Source organism: Thermoplasma sp. Kam2015 (genome assembly GCF_003205235.1).
In the GTDB taxonomy this organism is placed as follows: Archaea; Thermoplasmatota; Thermoplasmata; order Thermoplasmatales; family Thermoplasmataceae; genus Thermoplasma.
This window is the reverse complement of the sequence record NZ_QJSM01000020.1, coordinates 50337-67786: the sequence shown is the minus strand read 5'-3', so window position 1 is coordinate 67786 and position 17450 is coordinate 50337. Positions and strand designations below refer to the sequence as shown.

Here is a 17450-nt window from a genome sequence, read left to right as displayed (position 1 = left end):
CATTCTGTGGTTTCGTGAGACGAAAGTTTTATCACCATGAATATATTTGACAGGTATGGAGACAACAAGAAAACTGGCAACAAGTAGCGTGATTGGCCTGATCACCGTTTTCGTGATCGGCGCGCTGCCTGCACTTGCAGCCGATTTTGATGGATCTGCATATACGTTCGCCTCTGCGACCATAATTTCCAATGTCCGGCTCCCCTCCTATTATCTAGGAATACTGATCAGTGGATATGCAGCCGGCATAGCTGTGTTCAGTCTTGTGGGAGGTTTTCTCTTCGACAAATTCTCACCGAAGGCCATAGTGGTTGCGTCCGTTCTTTTTTTTTCGGTGTTCACAATTGCGACCGGATATTCGGTCAATGCCGTCGAGCTGATCATTTCAAGAGTGCTCGTCGGATTTGGCGTGGGAATGTTTCAGTCTGCATCGGTTGCATTTCTGGGCGATGCCAATCCAGAATCAAGAGGCACCGGTGTTATGGTCTGGGGCGTCATGGCTGGCCTTGGACTCGTGATGGCGCCATATATATTCCTTCCGTTTCACCATTCCTATAGGATGCCGTTCCTCATATCGGGAATAATCGGCTTCGTCATCTCAGCAATATTCTATGCGTTCATTCCAAACATATTCAAAATGGAGAAGAAACCCAAGAACCCGTTAAGAGAGATGGTGAATGGATATTCGATCTTTCCAATGCTGGCTATGTTCTTTTTCGGCTTCACCCTACTCAACGTGCTTGGATACTTCTCCTATTTTCTGGAGAAGGTCGTCGGCTTCACCTACGGTTCGACGGCCGTTATAGTCTCCGTTCTGGGCGTCGGCGGCATCATCTTCGGTATTCCAGCCGGAATGGCAAGCGACAGGATCGGGAGAAAATACATACTCGTCCTTGCAATAACGTTGATATTCCTCTCCTCGCTGCTGATGGTGCTGCTTCATCGTAGTATTCTCCTTTACCTGATACTCACCATAGCCTTCGGTACAGGATGGAGTATATTCTCAATTCTCAGCCCTGCAGCTGGACAGGATATGGTCAGGGACCAGGTCGTGGGATCAGTCAGCGGTGCCGTACTGATGACATTCAACATAGGCGGGATCATAGGGCCTCTTCTGCTTTCATACCTTCTGACCAGGATAGCATTCAGGACGGCATTTCTCTATGCAGCCGTTATTCCTGCACTGATCGCACTGATAATCACTGTTGCCATGAGATATCCGAAGAATGTGAAGGAAATAGTGAATGCACAGCTGAGAGAGGAGATAGCTGAATAAGCTGGCCATGTTCCCAATGATAGATATTTAATTTAAATAATAAATTTCTCATTTTTTCTCGCGTCTATCTGTGCTCCGATGATGCTATTATTCTACATGGATACATTTGGTGGGTTATTCTTTAGCCGATTGTTCAAGTCTTCCCTTCGGCGAAGATCGGAGTTTTGCAGATTGCAGGGAAAGTTCTCGAAAATCAGAAGAACAAACGCTTATGGTGTTCCTGTCGCGGCCACGGTTCTTTCAAATACTCTTTGGTTCATAGCGCCTATGTCCTTGGACACACATAACTAAACTTCCCAGCTTCTTTGCAAGGTTATTCTCTCTTTCCTCTTCCACGGATTGGCAAACTGTATGGTTGGTTATTCCCATCGAATACGTAGGCCGAATCCCAGAGATCCGTCGTGGTGCATGCATGGTAAGGAAGCAAAAGAAATCTCTGCCCAAGATGCGAAGAGTTATCCTTTGCTTTTAGCACAGTATGCTCCTCCGACATCGATAGAACTTTGTATTCGTTTCCATACGCATCCATCACCATTGGATAAACACCCTGATCAATCGCCACGGACTTGTATCCAGCATCCAGAACAATACGATCACCCTGACTCTCACTGGTACACATAGAAACCACGCCCATGGATATCTCATCTATGGTGCAGAGATTCTGTCTCATACAGTGTACATCATAGTACACGTATGTTCCCGGCTGCAGTTCCGTGGCCAGAGAGGATTTTGCCCAGATCTCAGCCGTTGGCGTTCCACCAACCGAAACAACAGGATCATCTGAACAGTACGGTCTGATTTTTCTTATAATCGGCTCTATGATGGATTCCTCTGCCCTTACCTCCTCTTCACGCTTCCTAACATCAGGATCATTTACGTGACCGTCATAGGCCATTATGCCAGCAAGGTTCAAATTGACATGACTCTTAATTCCTTCAATCAGGGAATCAACTCTTTCAGGCTCTACGCCACAGCGATTCATACCTATATTCACATCGATCAATACATTCCCATGTATTCCCAGCTGCTTGCATACCTCAGAGAATTGATCCAGCGCTGGGACATTATCAACAGCCACGGTAATATCACAACCCATGGAGGCCAATTTTCCAAGCCGTAGAAACTTGCTTCCGAAGGTTTCATTGCTGAGCAGAATATTCTTTACTCCGCCATAGAACATGATCTCGGCTTCTGCCGTCTTCTGCACACACACACCGACAGCACCGGCCTCAATTTCCATCTTAGAAAGTTCTGGTATCTTATGAGTCTTGGAGTGTGGCCGCAGCTTCTTACCATTTCTATCGGCAACATCCTGCATCTTCCTTATGTTTTTTCTGGTCCATTCTATATCAACTACCATGAATGGCGTATCAAAGGGGAGGTTGAGTGCCTTAAGGTAGTCCATCGACTCACCTATATCGAAGCGATGACGTCGATCTCCACCAAGACATCATCAGCCACAAAGCCAGAGACTATCGTTGTCCGCGCTGGTGGCGAAGATTTGAAAAATTTACCGTACAGATCGTTCAATTCCTTGAAATATCTGGCATCTGCAATGTACACCGTGGTCTTCAATATGTTATCCAGCGATGATCCAGCCTGCTGAAGAATCTTCCGTATCTTCTCCATTGCAATGTTGAATTGATCTGAAAAACCAGTCTTTTTATCTGGAACCTGACCGGTCTGACCGGAAACAAAGACCAGATTTCCTGAGACAACAGCATGAGAATACGGGCCACCTTTAGGAAGGTCGGATACATCGATCACTTTTTTCTGTGACATAGAAAACAATGATCTCGACGGATAAAAATATTATGCTTAAGCTTTTAATCCCCAGAACCCCCAAATAAGGAAAAATATTAATTCGGCGGCGTTCATGTCTTCACTCCTGACATATCTGTCCGCCATCGATAACTATCTCTGTACCCGTTATGAAGGCTGATTCATCTGATGCAAGAAACAAGAAAAGGTTTGCAACATCCATGGGCGTTCCAAATCTTCCCAGAGGTATCTTTTTGATGTAGTTATCGATCATATCCTTGGGCAGACCGGCCTCATCCTGAAGCTTTGTCCTTATAAATCCAGGGCATACGGAATTTACCCTGATGTTATACTTTGCGAGTTCAAGCGCCATTGTCTTCGATAAGAGGATCACACCTGCCTTGGAAGCATTATAAGCCGCAAGGCCCTCTTCCGCCAGAATACCATTCGTCGAAGACATATTTATTATCACGCCACCTCCCTGTTTTATCATTACCTTGGATATTTCCTGTGAGGTGAGAAACGTTCCCTTCAGATTCACGTCGATTGTCCTATCCCAGTCTGATTCTTTGATTTCTGTGAACTTAGAGAACGGACCAATACCTGCTATGTTTGCTAGAATATCTATCCTCCCTTTTTCGAAAAATTTCATAGCATGATCAAGCATTTCTTTGACGCTGCTGGCTTTTGAAACATCAGCACTGAATCCATCAATCCTTCCACCTTTGTTTTTTAGACGATTTACTGTGGAATTGATGGATCTTTGATCCAGATCCACTATGAGCACATTGGCCCCCTCTTCCAGAAAACGTTCAGCGACAGCTGATCCTATAGATCCGGCACCACCAGTTATTATCGCATTCTTATTTGACAGCCTCATGTTGATACCAGTGTCATTATGGGAATACAAAATAATAACATTATTCATAGTAAGTAGGGCTTATCTCAGACCTTCCTTGATCCATAATTTTTCAGGGCTGTTTTCCTCATACTTTTTAAGACCTGCTTCGGCTTTTCATGGACTACCTCCATATCCAATAGCTCATGAGTGAAGCATAATCAAAATGCAGGAAAATATCTCTCATTCAATTTCATAAGCAATGCCCCATATGCTGCGGATGCAATGAAACACCAGTTTTATTTAAATAACTCTACCATATGACAGGATCATGTATCATTTAGAAGCGGAGATAAAGGAACAGCCTCTCACTGTTAAAAGATCTTTTGATAGGATAATTAACCATGGTGAAAGGATCAAGGATCTATTCTACGACGATAGAGACATATTCATAATCGGAAGCGGAAGCAGCTATCATTCCGCTCTCTTCTTATCGTTTATTCTGGACCGCCTGTCAATATTCAACAGGCCGATGCAGTCTTCGCTATTCAATGATATGCTCGAAAGTTCTGAATACAGAGATGGTCTCGTTATTGCCTTCAGTCAGTCTGGAGAAAGTTCAGATGTCATAGCATCCGCTAAAGCTGCCAAGAATAGAAATTTCAAACTTGTCTCCATCACAAACGGTGAAACGAATACGCTGGCCCATATGTCAGACCATAATCTCAGCTACAACGTTGGGGAGGAAATAGCCATAACGGCCACAAAGAGCTTTACTGGATCCCTAATCGCTTCCTCAGCCATCTATTCCTTGATTTCAGGGCTTGATATAAACATCGCCGGTCTCTCCGCATCCATAGATGAATTGATTGCAAAATCTGCTTCTATAAGTATGGATTTTTCTTTCAAGAAGGCGATATTTCTTGGATCCGGAATATTCAATGTTTCTGCGATGGAGGGTGCGCTTAAGCTTCGAGAGACGGCAGGAATAGATGCAGAGGGCTTTCCTTTCAGAGAATACCAACATGGATACATAGAGACCTTAGATGATCAGACTTTGGTGGTGTGCATTAGCGATGTGCCTTCTGATAAGATCAGAACATATACTTCCAAATTTCTGTTGGTGGATACCGTTGGATCTGATCTCATCAGCGGTCTAGACGATCCTCTATTGCGGGCCATAGCTGATATAATTCCCCTGCAAATTCTGGCCCTTAGATCCGCAATCGCACGCAATATAGATCCTGATCATCCAAAGAAACTCACCAAGGTGGTAAAATGAAGGTCGTTTCGGTAGATGGCGGTGCAACAAAGACTTTTGCCATATATTATGATACAGAAGCGGAGGAGGTTCTTGGAGTCGGAATTGCTGGGCCGTCCAATTATTTTTCAGTTTCTATAGAAACTGCGGCTAATAACATTAGAAAGGCTATAGATATGGCAACTTCTCTGAGGAGAACCGATGATTATGACCTCGTATTGGGAATAGCAGGATACGGGGACTCTCCGAAGGCAAATGACATTGGCCGTGGATTGGCAAAAACTGTCGCAGGCAATCGTATTTTCTACATTGAAAACGACGGGGTATTTGCCTATAGGATGGCAAATCTATTTCACGATGGTCTCATATTTGCTCCAGGTACGGGAAGCATAGGAATATATCAGAAAGAGAATCATTTGAATCGGATCGGCGGTTGGGGATGGTTCGCAGGTGACGAGGGATCTGCTTCCTGGATTGCTAAAAGGGCCATAACTCTGAGTGAAGAGCAGTACGATGGTCTCATAGCTGGCGACTCATTGATCAGAGCTGTTGAACAACATTTTGGAAATGATTTCATTCAGGCCATAAACGATCTCGAAGGGGATCATCCAAAAAGAAAGGTTGCTTTGATGGCCCCAAGGATCTCTATGCTGGCGTATAAAGGGGATGCTATAGCAAAGAAAATTCTGGATGAGGCTGGAGAATATGATGCAAGGATCCTGAAGAGAATGACTGAATTCTTCGATCATCAGGTAGATGTGGCATTGGTAGGTGGAACGGTGATGGCAGGTAGAATATTGACAGATACTGTAAAGAGATTGATTGAAAACCAAACATTGAGACTCTTCTATGGATATCACGTTGCGGTGGGAGGCATCATCATGTTCCTAAACAATATGAAGATTCAGTTCGATACCAATCTAAGGGACAGCATCGTCTCTCAGACGGATCGGGCCATTATGGATCTTGATGTTACAGCGCTGCCGGATTACATTGAAATATTGAAACTGACTAAGCCACCCTGATTTCAGACACTTTAACATAAAAATATTATGCATGACTAAGCGGAAAAATTTAAAAAAAATTATCAAATTGGCAATCGCGATCTTGAAAATGGATCATCTGTCGTCCGCTATCGGTATTTTTTCGGATTCCGCAGCCATATACGTAACAGTACTCTCACCAATGTTACCCTTCATGGCTTTATACAGTACATAGACCAGTATTCCAAATAGTGCAAAAACTGCCGCAAGCAGAAAGGCGAAGTATGGTTCCAGCAAGTCCGATATTATACCGAGATAGAAAGTGTATATGAATAAAGCGGTACCTCCGATAGGAACTATCAATCCAACGATCCATTTTCTGAATTTGGAATATTTTATACCCTTGTTCCTGCTTATATATGGGAATAGGCCAAACTCCGGGATGAAGTGATGGAAGTACCAAATTATCGTACCACCGGCGCCAGCAGCAAACCACGCCGTTGTCACTGTATTTATGTTATAACCATATACTGCCACCATTATACCTGCCACGATGAATGCCACCACCAGTACCGTTATGAACTGCAGTAAGACTGCGTTAACCGGCGTTTTATTCTTCTTGCTCAGCTTGAGAAGCCATTTGCTTGAGATGAATCTATCCCTTGCCATTGCCCACATGAGCCTGCTCTGTGCTCCACCTCCAGCGCCAAATGAAAGCATGGAGATAGCGACGACCACAATGCTCAATGCCAGAAGAACCCATTTCGGAAAATAATAGATCCATGCAACAATCTCTGGCAGAGCTGAACTGGCTACGGTCGACAGATCCGATTTGGGCACCGCGGCAACTATAGAGTAAGCTGAAAGTGCTATGACTATAGCAGATAAGCCCAGCCCTATGTATATTGCCCTCCATGCATCCTTTCTGCCGTTCTTAGCCTCCTCCGTATAGAAGAGTGTAGAACCATATCCTACGTAGAGGAAGAAGCCGTATATCGCCGTACCTGTTGCAATTCCAGTGAAGCCTGAATAGCTGTTGGCTGGATTCAGATAATATGGGCTGTTATAGGGTGATTTTGCGATCACATACGCTATAAAGATCACGACAAGTATCGTGGTCCCCACTGTTATATATATAAGTATCCGGCTCAATAATTTTGGATGAAGAGAGCTCATCAGATTGGTTAGCACCAAGACCAGTATCCCTATGAGAAGCCAGCCCCATATCGGGATCATGTAGTTATATAACTCATCCACCGTATCAACAATGATCGCAGACATAGCAAAGAAATTCGTCGTCTGCCAAAATATATAGAAAACGTAATTTGAAAGAGACGTGAACTTTCCGACGGCCCTTCCAAAGCCGAGCTCAGAAAGGCCATAATATCCTCCCGCAAATCCAACAATCTTCGTATATTCGAGAATGGGCAATGAGACAATTAAGAACAGGATGAAACCAAGAATAACCGGCCACATGGCGGCAGGTCCAGCACTGCCAATGAACGATGATACCTCCATTGGGCCTATAATAGCCAAGACGCCGGCCATAGATATCATCACTAGCCCAAGTAAACCTATGCTTCCCTTGCTCAGTTGATTCTCATTCTCCGAATTATTATGCATCAGATCACCATCCTCATGAATATGAAATCAGAATTATTTAAACTCCTTTCCTAACCTTTTAAATATATTTCAAAACAATGTTTGCTCAGATAAATCAATCTATAACGTCATCTGTTCCGAAAAATTTATTCCCATCATTACACAAAAAGGAAGAAAAGCTTCATCATTACCATCTATAGGATCGCTTGGAATCTTTGATAATATCGATTTGGCCATGATCAATAATGCAGAAAAATCCCAAAATGGAAAATGTTAGTTGATATGGATAATCTCCAGCCATCTTCAATTGACCTTTATCCACCCGATCAATGTTCGGGCATATCCGTGCATCATAAATGATTTTTTTAATATTGAAACCTTATGGAATTCAAGACTCATTTCTGATGTTTATTCATATAATATTATGTTAAATGGCAAGATATCAAATATTTGCATATTAATCTGCAATAAATGATGAAAATCTTAATTAATAAAATAATTGTTTCACTCGCATGCAAATATCTGACAATCCGAAAACGACTCTAAAAAAGAATGTAATAGGCGAGTTCAGACTGATATGGCAGGCCATGGGGACTCTATCGATCGCCGCAGATGCCGCATATTTGCTTACTGGTGTTGCTTTATTTGCTCTTGGCGCAACGCCGCTCTCGATCCTTCTTGGCATTGTCTTCTACCTCTTCATAATGAACACAGGATATCAGTTCTCGAAGTACATATCATCCGCAGGATCCTATTTTACCTTTACGTATAAATCTCTTGGAAAGACTGCTGGTGTGTTTCAGGCTTGGAACATGTTCTTCTATTCAATACTTGGATATGCCAGCTTTGGATTTCTCGGCCTTGCTTCCTTCATCAGTCTTATCAATCCATCGCTTAGCGGTGCATGGGTATGGATTAGCATTTCAATTGTCGCTGCCCTGATCGCGTTTCTGTTTACGTACTTCGGCATCAAGGTAGCAACGGATTATCAGATTCTCGGTGGCTTAATAGAGATATCCGTGCTGATAGCGGGATCTATAGCTATCATAATATCTGCCGGTCATGCGAACACCTTGGCAGTTTTCACGACCAAGTATCTTCCCGGAGGCCTATCACAATTGTTCTATTCGATGATATATTCCGTCGTTCTATTCTTCGGAACTACGCTCTCTATAACGTCCCTTGCTGAGGAAACGAAAAATTCACATGTTGCTGTCAGGAAAGCCCTAATTTCGACTGTCATAGTAGCGGGCATAACGCTCATACTTGTTTCATATGCGTTCACAATCGGATATGGACCTGCAAACATGGCAAAATTCGCATCCGCTCCAGATCCTGGGATAATGCTGTTCAAAAAGGAAAGTTACATCCTCTATATACTGCTCATAGTCGTAACCATTAACAGCTTCATGGGATACAACGTATCAGTAAGCAATGCAAACTCAAGGATATATTACAGCTTCGCGAAGTCCGGACTCCTCTTTCTGCCCAAATCCATGTCAAGGATACACAGCAAATACGGATCTCCGTCGGTTTCAGCCATGTTCGTATTTGGCTTATCGCTTCTCCTTGCAATAATTTTCGGTGCGCTCTTTGGGCCTGTCACTGGAGGCCTTGTAATGTTGTTCGCCAACGGCTATTCAGCATATACAGAGCATATAGTGGCGTCCATAGGGCTTCCATTCTATGCCAAGAAGATGAACGATTTTCACCTGTTCCAGCACCTTATATTTCCGGCGATAGCCATTGGTGTGCTGATTGCTGTCATGTTCTTCACGATGTATCCCGCGCCGCCCTCTTATCCGTTCAATATCGCTGCCTATGTTGGCATAGCCTGGATACCCATTTCAGCGGTTATGACATTCGTGGAGATGAAAATACACCCGGACAAGATTGCAATGTATATGCAGGATGCATCGCCTTATGCGTCCGAAGCTTGAAAGATAATATCAAAAAATTTTTTCAATCAATATTAATTTATTCCGGCGGCGGCAACGAGATCTTTAGAAGATTTGCATGCTCCTGTGTTATCTCTTCCTCTGCATATTTTTCCAATTTTATGGAGCCATCTTCGTTTATCCTGACCCTATGGAAGAAGAATTTTCTGCCGGCAGGATCCGCTGTGAATAGCCTTATCTCGGAAAGAGACTTCAGGTATTCCTTCATTGCTCTGTCCGATATCAGCGTCGACAGCTGTTTCGTTGCAAGCCAAGCACGCACATGAATGAGCAGCGCCTTCTTGTATCCAGCGGATTTTAAGGCAGCAATAGTTTTGTTGAACATGCTGCTAACATCGCTCATCTTCTGCTCACCGCCGAATGCGGTATAAACCGCGTCAAATCCCTTTTCTATGATCTCCTTAGCAGTCTTCTCTATATCATCGCCATAGTCAAAGATTGAGATCTTGCCTTCCTCATATCCATATTTGTCGAAGAAGGCTACTGCCGCAGCGGTTGATATCGATTCGCAGATTCTGTCTGGATAGCTTATTATCGCAACCTTCTTGAATCCCTGAAACTCATAGATCCCCACGAGCCTTCCCGTCAATGACCGCAGATACACTTCCTGCTCCAGAGATGCCCTGGATGATGCCATTTCATTTGCCATAGATAAGAATAACTATCATGAATAAAACATTATCTCTTCATAAATATTCAAAATGACATAGACTCACATTTATGATTATGAAAAATCTAGATGAGCCTATGCATTACAGCATATCACTGTGCCATCTTCTTATATTGCTGACTTTACAGGTTGACATAACGTAAGATGGACATTCAAATAATTTAAAAACTCCGTATGTATAATACATCTATGAATACAGAAGTTCTCAGAAAGGAGCTGGAAGAATACAATGAAGAACTCATAAAGATGAGACGCTATCTGCACGAAAATCCAGAACTATCATATCAGGAGATCAATACGGCCAAATACGTTGCTGACAAACTTAGATCCTTTGGAGTGGAGGTCAGGGAACATGTTGGAGGTACCGGCGTTGTTGGTCTCATAAGAGGAAAGACGGGTCGAATAACAATAGGGCTCAGAGCTGATATGGACGCCCTGCCTGTAGAAGAACAGACCGGCCTTCCATTTGCCTCCAAGAATAAGGGGGTCATGCATGCCTGCGGCCATGATTCTCATACAGCAATGCTGCTGGCCGCTGCCTATATTCTTTCCAAGCACAGGGACGAACTTGATGGAAACATAAAATTCCTGTTCCAGCCGGCCGAAGAGGACGGTGGGAGAGGTGGAGCGCTGCCCATGATAGAGGACGGAGCACTTGAAAACCCGCATGTCGATCATGTGTTCGGTCTTCATGTCCTAGGAGATTTTCCAGCGGGTACCTTTGCCATCAGGGGCGGTGCAATAATGGCAGCACCAGATGGATTCAAAATAACTGTGCACGGAAAGGGTGGCCATGGATCCGCGCCTGCAGACGCGATCGACCCAATTTACATCGGATCCAACATAATCAATGCACTCTACGGCGTAAGATCCAGATTCATAGACCAGAGAAAACCAGTCACGATATCGGTCTGTTCAGTCCATTCAGGAACAAAGGACAACATCATACCGGATAATCTGGAGATGCTCGGTACTCTGCGCACTCTTGATGAGGATCTTCGCGCCTTCATAAAGAAGAAGATAGGAGATACTGCCGCTGGCGTGGCAGAAGCATTCGGTGCCAGAGCCGAAACAGAATTTATAGAAAATGCCTATCCGGTGACTTATAACGATCCGAAGATAACAGAAGAGGTCAGGAGCGTCCTTGAAAGTATAAAGGGAATGAAGGTCATAGAAACGGAACCGCTCATGGGAGGCGAGGATGTTTCAAGATTCCTGCAGAAGGCGCCTGGCACCTATTACTTCCTTGGAACAAGGAACGAGAAGAAGGGTATAATTTACCCGAATCACAGCCCAAGATTCACCGTGGATGAGGATTATCTGAAATATGGAGCACTATCTCATGTCTTGGTGGCCATGCATTTTGCGGGAAAGAAATGAAAGAACCGAATGCGTCAGCATTGACCTATGTACAGATGCATGTGCATTCCAAATTTTCCATCAATCCTCTTAGCGGGGAAGGAGCATTTCATCCTTTCCTATGGCCATTGGAAAGACTGGTAATGAAGAAGGCAATGCTGACGCCGAGACAGATTGTACATCTGGCAATGAGGGATGGTATAGACATAGTTGATATAACGGATCACAATACAGTCCAAGAGTTATAGAGGGGTTAGGAGTTAGAGGAAAGCAGTAAAACTCTTTCTTCGGACAGGAGATGCACGGACTTCCCTCAATGGAAATATTTGTAAGCAATTTACCGTATCTATAGATAGTGATAACAGCTGCCAGAGTGAAGCTATATCCAAACGAAGGACCGAAAATATTATTGGAGAAACACTTTGGCAGCTGCAGATTCGTGTACAATCATTTCTTAGCGAAGAGGGACGAGTATTACATAACGCATAAAAATAATGAAAAATCTTCTCTGAACTATTTCGACACAGCGAACATGCTCATCGAACTCAAGAAGGAAAAACCATGGCTGTATGAAATAAACTCACAATCTTTACAGATGTCATTACGCTTTCTTGATAATGCATTCAGGAACTTCTTTCATAAGAACGCAGAACATCCTAAGTTCAGGATCAAGGGAAGGAACGAATACTTCGCAGTACCACAGCACATCAAAATTCAAGGAAACAGGATCTATTTCCCAAAGTTCTCTGAAGGCATATACTTCATGGGATCTAAGGAAAAGTTATCTGAAATCAAAGACATCAATCAAATAATAATAACAAAGGATTCAGGATACTATTACTGCTCTATTATATATGAAAATGAGGAAGAACTACCAGAGAAGAAACCATTATCTGAAGATAACTCCGTTGGCATCGATCTAGGCATCGAGAAATTTGCAACCTTATCGAATGGTATAGCGATAGAGAATCCAGGATTCATAAAGAAGGTAGAGAAAAGGATAAAGCGTCTTCAAAAACAGCTATCGAAAAAGGAAAATGGATCGAAGAATAGAAGGAAGCATATACTTAAATTACAGAAGGAGTACATGAAGCTGAGAAACATGCGTGAGGACTTCGATGATAAAATATCGACTGCGATAGCCAAGCGGTACAATACCATAGTCATCGAAGACCTCAACGTACATGGAATGATGCAGAACCATCATATATCGAAGAGTCTGAACGATGTTTCCTTCTATTCCTTCAAGCAGAAACTTCTCTATAAGTCCGATAAATACGGAAAGAACATGATCGAAATAGGAAGGTTCGATCCATCATCTAAGATATGTCCATCATGCGGTAACATAAAGCATGATCTGAAGTTATCAGATCGCATATATCATTGCAATGTATGCGGATTAACTATAGACAGGGATCACAACGCATCAAAAAATATAAGGAAGATTGGACTTATAAAAGTAGGGCTGGTGCGGTCCGAACTTACGCCTGTGGAGATCGCAACATCGGGCTTGTACGGAATATATCCGTACAGGCAGAGGTCTCTTCGATGGAAGGAAGCTCCGATGCTTTAGCTTAGGAGTAGCTCATCGGAAGATCTTCTGGAATATGTGATACCTGGCGAGGAATGGGAAAATTTCAAGAGACACGCGGATATGATAGGCCTATACAGACCCATAGCTCCGGAAGTAGGGTGTTTCAAGAAATATACTCTAAAGGAGCCCAAAACCTTCTTCGAGGCCTCGAGGATAGCTCATGATGAAGGCGCGTTTGTAACGATCAATCATCCCTTCAAGAGCGATTCTTGGATGTGGGGATCAGAGTCGTATGAAAATGCAGACGCAATTGAAATCTGGAATGGCCCATTGAATGAAGAAGATGAGCTGGCATTGAAAGCCTGGAAGGATCTTCTAATCGCTGGGCTTCATATTCGCTGTATGGCCGGATCGGACTTTCATGGTGAGCTACTTCTCGGCTGAAGCCTAGGAGCTTCCTGCTTCATAAACCGGTCTCTGCCTAAATACAACGTTTCCCATCGTATCGAAAACATATGCCGTGTTGTATATACGCGGTGTTTCTGTTTCCTCAGGAATATTACCGCAGGCCAAAGCATAGACCTGATACTTTCTCGACATTTCGGAGAAAAATGATAAAAAGCTATTCCTCGTTTCTTCTCCGACGGATAAAAAGATAGATCTGAATGTTTCTGCATCGGATGACTTAGGAAATTCTCCTGCATCGGCATTCTCGTCTATTTTCACTCCAAACTTATCGATTACATGTCCCAGGGATATGGGCAGCCCCGTTTCCTCAGGAAAGATCAGGAAATCGCCAGGTTGAGAACGCTTGAAAATATCCTCCAAATGGTTCCGGTATGTTTCCAGATCGAGGTCTCTCGATCCTATCCTGAGCTGAATTGCAAGAATACGCATGATAATATATTGGAATACCTAACTTAATTTTATTCCTGCTTTTCCAAACATGAGCATCCGATTTTAAGATTAGTTATATATGATCTAGATTGATATATATAATTGACAAGGTTTAAGTATGTGATTTATGATATACTAATAGCAGTTAGTATATAACTGTTGGAGACTGTAAAATGGATAAGAAAGCAATAATAGCAATCATTGTTGTTGTGGTCGCAGTAGCTGCTATAGCTGGAGGCATAGAGTATCATAATCTTACTTCTGGACCGGCAAAAACTTCCATAGTCTTTTCTGGCTGGGTCTCTAGCGGTGAGGAGTACACATTCGATGTACAGATGGTGAATGAATTCAATGCCATGCATTCTAACATCTCCGTCAAATTCGTGCCAATAACGAGCAATTATTATGGAACACTGGAGACTGAACTCGCATCCAATTCCGGGCCTGCAGTGTTCTATATGGAGAATGATGTTCTGCCGGAATTCGTCAAGGGAGGCTATCTGCTGAATCTCACACCCGTACTGAGCTCCAACACTACCTACAATCTGACCGGCTTCGCCCCACAGATACTGGATACATTCATGCAGCACAACCAGCTCTACGCTGCGCCTAAGGACTGGAGCCCACTGTTCGTCCTGTTTAACAAGAACATATTCAATGCGGAGCATGTCCCGTATCCCACCAATTACAGTGCATGGAACTGGACAGCTTTACAGCACACGCTGGTCATGCTTAAGCAGAACGAGAGCAAGCTATCCAACGGTGGAACCGGGTACTATCCAATGGTTGTCGGGCCACAGTTCGCAAGGATATTGGCGTTCATGCATGAAGCTGGTGGGCAGTGGATAAACCAGACAGGCACCGGAGCTTCGCCCAACAGCGCTGGCCTGAAGACAGCTATCAACTTCTGGTATGGTCTTTACTCAAGTGGTCTGGCCGGCCTCAACTCCAATCTGAGCGCCGGATGGAACGGCGGTGACTTCGCGTCAGGAAAGGTCGGCATGGTCGTAACCGGCACATGGACGGTACCTGTGCTGCTTGCAAACGGTTCATACTTCAAGAACGATACCTCGGCCATAGGATACGCCTTCATGCCTTACGATGTCCAGAATGCAACCATGATGTTCAACGTGGGCCTTGCGGTCAACAGCCATCTGACGCCCGCTCAGACATGGGCTGCTGAGCAGTTCGTCATGTTCTTCACCGGACCATCTGGAGAGAAGCAGTGGGTATCCAAGGGCCTCGCTCTGCCTTCAAGAACCGCGATACTCGAGAGCAGCTGGTACAAGACGAACTTCCCAATACAGAGCTTTGCCGGAGAGCAGTTCCCGCATGCATACGGATGGAACTACAACACAACCAATTTCCAGGCCACTGAGAGCGCTGCACACAGCATAATAGTCGATCTGTTTGCAGGGAAGATCACACCGAACCAGGCATACGATGAGATCATAAATGAAACGAACACAAACCTTAAAGGTACTTCCACACTCTGACCCCGGTGAGGTCTGTGGAATCAAATATATACAATAAGGAAAACATAAAAGTGGGAGAGAGGAAAAAACGCAAGGACCCGGAGGAGATGACCGGGATCATATTCGTGATCCCGCTCATGATCTTCATAACGGTCTTCACCTTTTTCCCGGCGATATATTCTTTTGCCATAAGCCTGTTTCATTATGATCCGTTCTTCCACAGCATATATTTTGTTGGTATCAACAATTACGTTGATGTAGTAAGAGATCCAGCTTTTTTGATCGCATTGATAAATGTTCTGATATACACCGCAGTGGTAGTCACGATTCAGACCTTCTTGGCCTTCGGTTATGCTCTGCTGTTCAATACGGCATCGAGAATAAGCAGAATCGCAAGAGCCATCGTTTTCATTCCGGCCGTCGTCTCGCCGGTATCAATGTCGATCATATTCATATGGGTATTCTCCAACACGGGGCTGGTAAACTACATATTATCGTTCTTTGGAATCCCTCCGCATAACTGGCTCTTCAGCACCAGATATGCATTTCCAGCCATAATGGCCATGAATATATTCACAACCGCACCCTATTTCATGATCGTATACTCTGCAGGGCTGCAGTCCATACCGCAGGAGGTCATGGACGCGGCCAAGATAGACGGCCTCAAGTCAGGACTCAGGAGGTTCAGATACATATACTTCCCATTGATGAGATTTTCCACCATACTTGTGGTGATCCTTGGGTTGACCGGGGCGATGCAGCTCTTCGATCAGATATACGTTATAACGGATGGCGGACCTGCCAGGGCAACCTACGTGCCGCTCATGTACATATACAACAGAACCTTCGTTTACATAGGCGACATAGGGCTTGCAGCTGCCGCATCCTTTGTCCTTTTCGTGATCATACTCGTGCTGACGATCACCCAGAGAAGAGTCATAACCGAGAGGAGGTGGTGATGTGTTCAGAAGCGAACGAAGAAAAAGGAATATGAACGTTGGTGAAACCGCAAAGACCTATCTTATATATGCCATTTCCATAATTCTTGCCATTGTCTACCTTGTTCCCTTTTACTGGACAGTGATAAAGGCGTTCAGAAACAGCATATTTGCCAATTTCCCGCCCAATATGGATCCGCTGAGCCAGACGAGCATATCGTATTTCATAACAAATCTTAGAACTGTGTGGGGATTTGGCGACTTCCCACTGTGGTATTTCAACAGCGTCTTCGTTTCCATATGCGTTGTAGCTGGAAGCGTATTCGTGGGAATGCTTGCTGGATATGCCTTTGCGAGGCTCAGATTTCCTGGAAGGGATTATCTTTTTTACGCAGTCCTGGCTACACTGATGATACCGTTCCCAGTTATATCCATTGCGTCCTACGTGTTCATGCTTGACCTGAACTGGCTCAGCACGTATCAGGGTCTGATCCTTCCGCAGATTGCCTCTGCTCTGGATGTCTTCATAATGAGGCAGTATTTCCTCACCATACCGGAGGAGGTGGAGCTGGCTGCGAAGATCGACGGCATGAGGCCATGGCAGATATTCTTCAGGGTGAGCGCGCCAATGGCAAAACCGGCAATAGCGGCAGCAACCATATTCTCGTTCATAGGATCATGGAACAATTTCCTGTGGCCTCTCATGGAGGTTCACAGCCTCAACATGTTCACGCTTCCTCTGGTTCTCAACTTTTTCAAGGGTGCTAATGGAACGCAGATATACTGGAATCAGATGATGACTGTAAACATTCTCACCATGATACCTACTATAGTCATATTCGTCGTATTCGAGAAGTACTTCATAAGTGGCATATCCATGAATTATTACAGGTGAATT

The 17450-nt window shown here is 44.1% G+C and carries 17 protein-coding genes; 11 read left to right on the top strand and 6 right to left on the bottom strand.

The window, feature by feature from the left end; all coding sequences use genetic code 11:
• Positions 1 to 55: 55 nt before the first annotated feature.
• Positions 56 to 1276: an MFS transporter gene (locus tag DMB44_RS03550; RefSeq protein ID WP_110640905.1), complete on the top strand. Its 1221-nt coding sequence runs from the start codon at positions 56 to 58 to the stop codon at positions 1274 to 1276.
• Between the two features lie 313 nt (positions 1277 to 1589).
• Here the strand turns inward: DMB44_RS03550 and DMB44_RS03545 are convergent, their stop codons facing one another.
• The 3 genes from DMB44_RS03545 to DMB44_RS03535 form a co-directional block, all read right to left on the bottom strand.
• Positions 1590 to 2681 (bottom strand): alanine racemase, encoded by a 1092-nt coding sequence (locus DMB44_RS03545; protein WP_110640903.1) that lies wholly within the window; start codon positions 2679 to 2681, stop codon positions 1590 to 1592.
• An 8-nt stretch (positions 2682 to 2689) separates the two neighbouring features.
• Positions 2690 to 3058, bottom strand: coding sequence for a RidA family protein (locus tag DMB44_RS03540; protein ID WP_110640901.1), 369 nt, complete (start codon positions 3056 to 3058; stop codon positions 2690 to 2692).
• A gap of 100 nt (positions 3059 to 3158) precedes the next feature.
• Positions 3159 to 3917 (bottom strand): SDR family NAD(P)-dependent oxidoreductase, encoded by a 759-nt coding sequence (locus tag DMB44_RS03535; RefSeq protein ID WP_161952085.1) that lies wholly within the window; start codon positions 3915 to 3917, stop codon positions 3159 to 3161.
• A 289-nt stretch (positions 3918 to 4206) separates the two neighbouring features.
• Here DMB44_RS03535 and DMB44_RS03530 point away from each other — a divergent pair, with 289 nt between their 5' ends.
• On the top strand, positions 4207 to 5157 hold the full coding sequence (locus tag DMB44_RS03530; RefSeq protein ID WP_110640897.1) for an SIS domain-containing protein: 951 nt from the start codon (positions 4207 to 4209) through the stop codon (positions 5155 to 5157).
• A complete protein-coding gene (locus tag DMB44_RS03525) occupies positions 5154 to 6161 on the top strand; it encodes a BadF/BadG/BcrA/BcrD ATPase family protein (protein ID WP_110640895.1) in 1008 nt (335 codons plus the stop codon). Before DMB44_RS03530 ends, DMB44_RS03525 begins: the two co-directional genes overlap by 4 nt.
• Positions 6162 to 6254: 93 nt before the next feature.
• On the opposite strand, the gene DMB44_RS03520 is transcribed toward DMB44_RS03525, so the two are convergent.
• The gene (locus DMB44_RS03520) at positions 6255 to 7742 is read right to left on the bottom strand and encodes an APC family permease (protein ID WP_110640893.1); all 1488 of its coding nucleotides are present in this window, start codon (positions 7740 to 7742) and stop codon (positions 6255 to 6257) included.
• Positions 7743 to 8233: 491 nt separating this feature from the next.
• Between DMB44_RS03520 and DMB44_RS03515 the strand changes: the two genes are divergently transcribed.
• Entirely contained in the window at positions 8234 to 9661 is a 1428-nt protein-coding gene (locus DMB44_RS03515; protein ID WP_110640891.1) for an APC family permease, read from the top strand.
• 37 nt (positions 9662 to 9698) lie between these two features.
• Here the strand turns inward: DMB44_RS03515 and DMB44_RS03510 are convergent, their stop codons facing one another.
• The gene (locus tag DMB44_RS03510; RefSeq protein ID WP_201796925.1) at positions 9699 to 10328 is read right to left on the bottom strand and encodes a hypothetical protein; all 630 of its coding nucleotides are present in this window, start codon (positions 10326 to 10328) and stop codon (positions 9699 to 9701) included.
• Between the two features lie 210 nt (positions 10329 to 10538).
• Between DMB44_RS03510 and cpsA the strand changes: the two genes are divergently transcribed.
• The 4 genes from cpsA to DMB44_RS03490 all read left to right on the top strand — a co-directional run bounded on the left by cpsA (position 10539) and on the right by DMB44_RS03490 (position 13686).
• Positions 10539 to 11729, top strand: a complete 1191-nt coding sequence (cpsA, locus tag DMB44_RS03505) for a carboxypeptidase CpsA (RefSeq protein ID WP_110640890.1) — start codon at positions 10539 to 10541, stop codon at positions 11727 to 11729.
• Positions 11726 to 11956: a hypothetical protein gene (locus DMB44_RS03500; protein ID WP_110640888.1), complete on the top strand. Its 231-nt coding sequence runs from the start codon at positions 11726 to 11728 to the stop codon at positions 11954 to 11956. Before cpsA ends, DMB44_RS03500 begins: the two co-directional genes overlap by 4 nt.
• Positions 11957 to 12063: 107 nt before the next feature.
• The gene (locus DMB44_RS03495) at positions 12064 to 13281 is read left to right on the top strand and encodes an RNA-guided endonuclease TnpB family protein (RefSeq protein ID WP_110640886.1); all 1218 of its coding nucleotides are present in this window, start codon (positions 12064 to 12066) and stop codon (positions 13279 to 13281) included.
• Between the two features lie 36 nt (positions 13282 to 13317).
• A complete protein-coding gene (locus tag DMB44_RS03490) occupies positions 13318 to 13686 on the top strand; it encodes a hypothetical protein (RefSeq protein WP_110640884.1) in 369 nt (122 codons plus the stop codon).
• A 3-nt stretch (positions 13687 to 13689) separates the two neighbouring features.
• Here the strand turns inward: DMB44_RS03490 and DMB44_RS03485 are convergent, their stop codons facing one another.
• On the bottom strand, positions 13690 to 14139 hold the full coding sequence (locus DMB44_RS03485; protein ID WP_110640882.1) for a nitrilase-related carbon-nitrogen hydrolase: 450 nt from the start codon (positions 14137 to 14139) through the stop codon (positions 13690 to 13692).
• 173 nt (positions 14140 to 14312) lie between these two features.
• Here DMB44_RS03485 and DMB44_RS03480 point away from each other — a divergent pair, with 173 nt between their 5' ends.
• The 3 genes from DMB44_RS03480 to DMB44_RS03470 are packed head-to-tail and all read left to right on the top strand — an operon-like array spanning position 14313 to position 17447.
• A complete protein-coding gene (locus DMB44_RS03480) occupies positions 14313 to 15635 on the top strand; it encodes an extracellular solute-binding protein (protein WP_110640880.1) in 1323 nt (440 codons plus the stop codon).
• A gap of 14 nt (positions 15636 to 15649) precedes the next feature.
• A complete protein-coding gene (locus tag DMB44_RS03475; RefSeq protein WP_237265273.1) occupies positions 15650 to 16573 on the top strand; it encodes a carbohydrate ABC transporter permease in 924 nt (307 codons plus the stop codon).
• A gap of 1 nt (position 16574) precedes the next feature.
• Positions 16575 to 17447: a carbohydrate ABC transporter permease gene (locus DMB44_RS03470; protein WP_110640876.1), complete on the top strand. Its 873-nt coding sequence runs from the start codon at positions 16575 to 16577 to the stop codon at positions 17445 to 17447.
• Positions 17448 to 17450: the final 3 nt, after the last annotated feature.

What these genes read in the sequence shown, in the direction of transcription:
- DMB44_RS03530 (WP_110640897.1), top strand. Translation starts at nt 4,207, where the DNA reads ATGTATCATTTAGAAGCGGAGATAAAGGAACAGCCTCTCACTGTTAAA.
- DMB44_RS03535 (WP_161952085.1), bottom strand. Translation starts at nt 3,917, where the DNA reads ATGAGGCTGTCAAATAAGAATGCGATAATAACTGGTGGTGCCGGATCT.
- DMB44_RS03510 (WP_201796925.1), bottom strand. Translation starts at nt 10,328, where the DNA reads ATGGCAAATGAAATGGCATCATCCAGGGCATCTCTGGAGCAGGAAGTG.
- DMB44_RS03540 (WP_110640901.1), bottom strand. Translation starts at nt 3,058, where the DNA reads ATGTCACAGAAAAAAGTGATCGATGTATCCGACCTTCCTAAAGGTGGC.
- DMB44_RS03545 (WP_110640903.1), bottom strand. Translation starts at nt 2,681, where the DNA reads ATGGACTACCTTAAGGCACTCAACCTCCCCTTTGATACGCCATTCATG.
- DMB44_RS03525 (WP_110640895.1), top strand. Translation starts at nt 5,154, where the DNA reads ATGAAGGTCGTTTCGGTAGATGGCGGTGCAACAAAGACTTTTGCCATA.
- DMB44_RS03500 (WP_110640888.1), top strand. Translation starts at nt 11,726, where the DNA reads ATGAAAGAACCGAATGCGTCAGCATTGACCTATGTACAGATGCATGTG.
- DMB44_RS03480 (WP_110640880.1), top strand. Translation starts at nt 14,313, where the DNA reads ATGGATAAGAAAGCAATAATAGCAATCATTGTTGTTGTGGTCGCAGTA.
- cpsA (WP_110640890.1), top strand. Translation starts at nt 10,539, where the DNA reads ATGAATACAGAAGTTCTCAGAAAGGAGCTGGAAGAATACAATGAAGAA.
- DMB44_RS03515 (WP_110640891.1), top strand. Translation starts at nt 8,234, where the DNA reads ATGCAAATATCTGACAATCCGAAAACGACTCTAAAAAAGAATGTAATA.
- DMB44_RS03485 (WP_110640882.1), bottom strand. Translation starts at nt 14,139, where the DNA reads ATGCGTATTCTTGCAATTCAGCTCAGGATAGGATCGAGAGACCTCGAT.
- DMB44_RS03520 (WP_110640893.1), bottom strand. Translation starts at nt 7,742, where the DNA reads ATGCATAATAATTCGGAGAATGAGAATCAACTGAGCAAGGGAAGCATA.
- DMB44_RS03550 (WP_110640905.1), top strand. Translation starts at nt 56, where the DNA reads ATGGAGACAACAAGAAAACTGGCAACAAGTAGCGTGATTGGCCTGATC.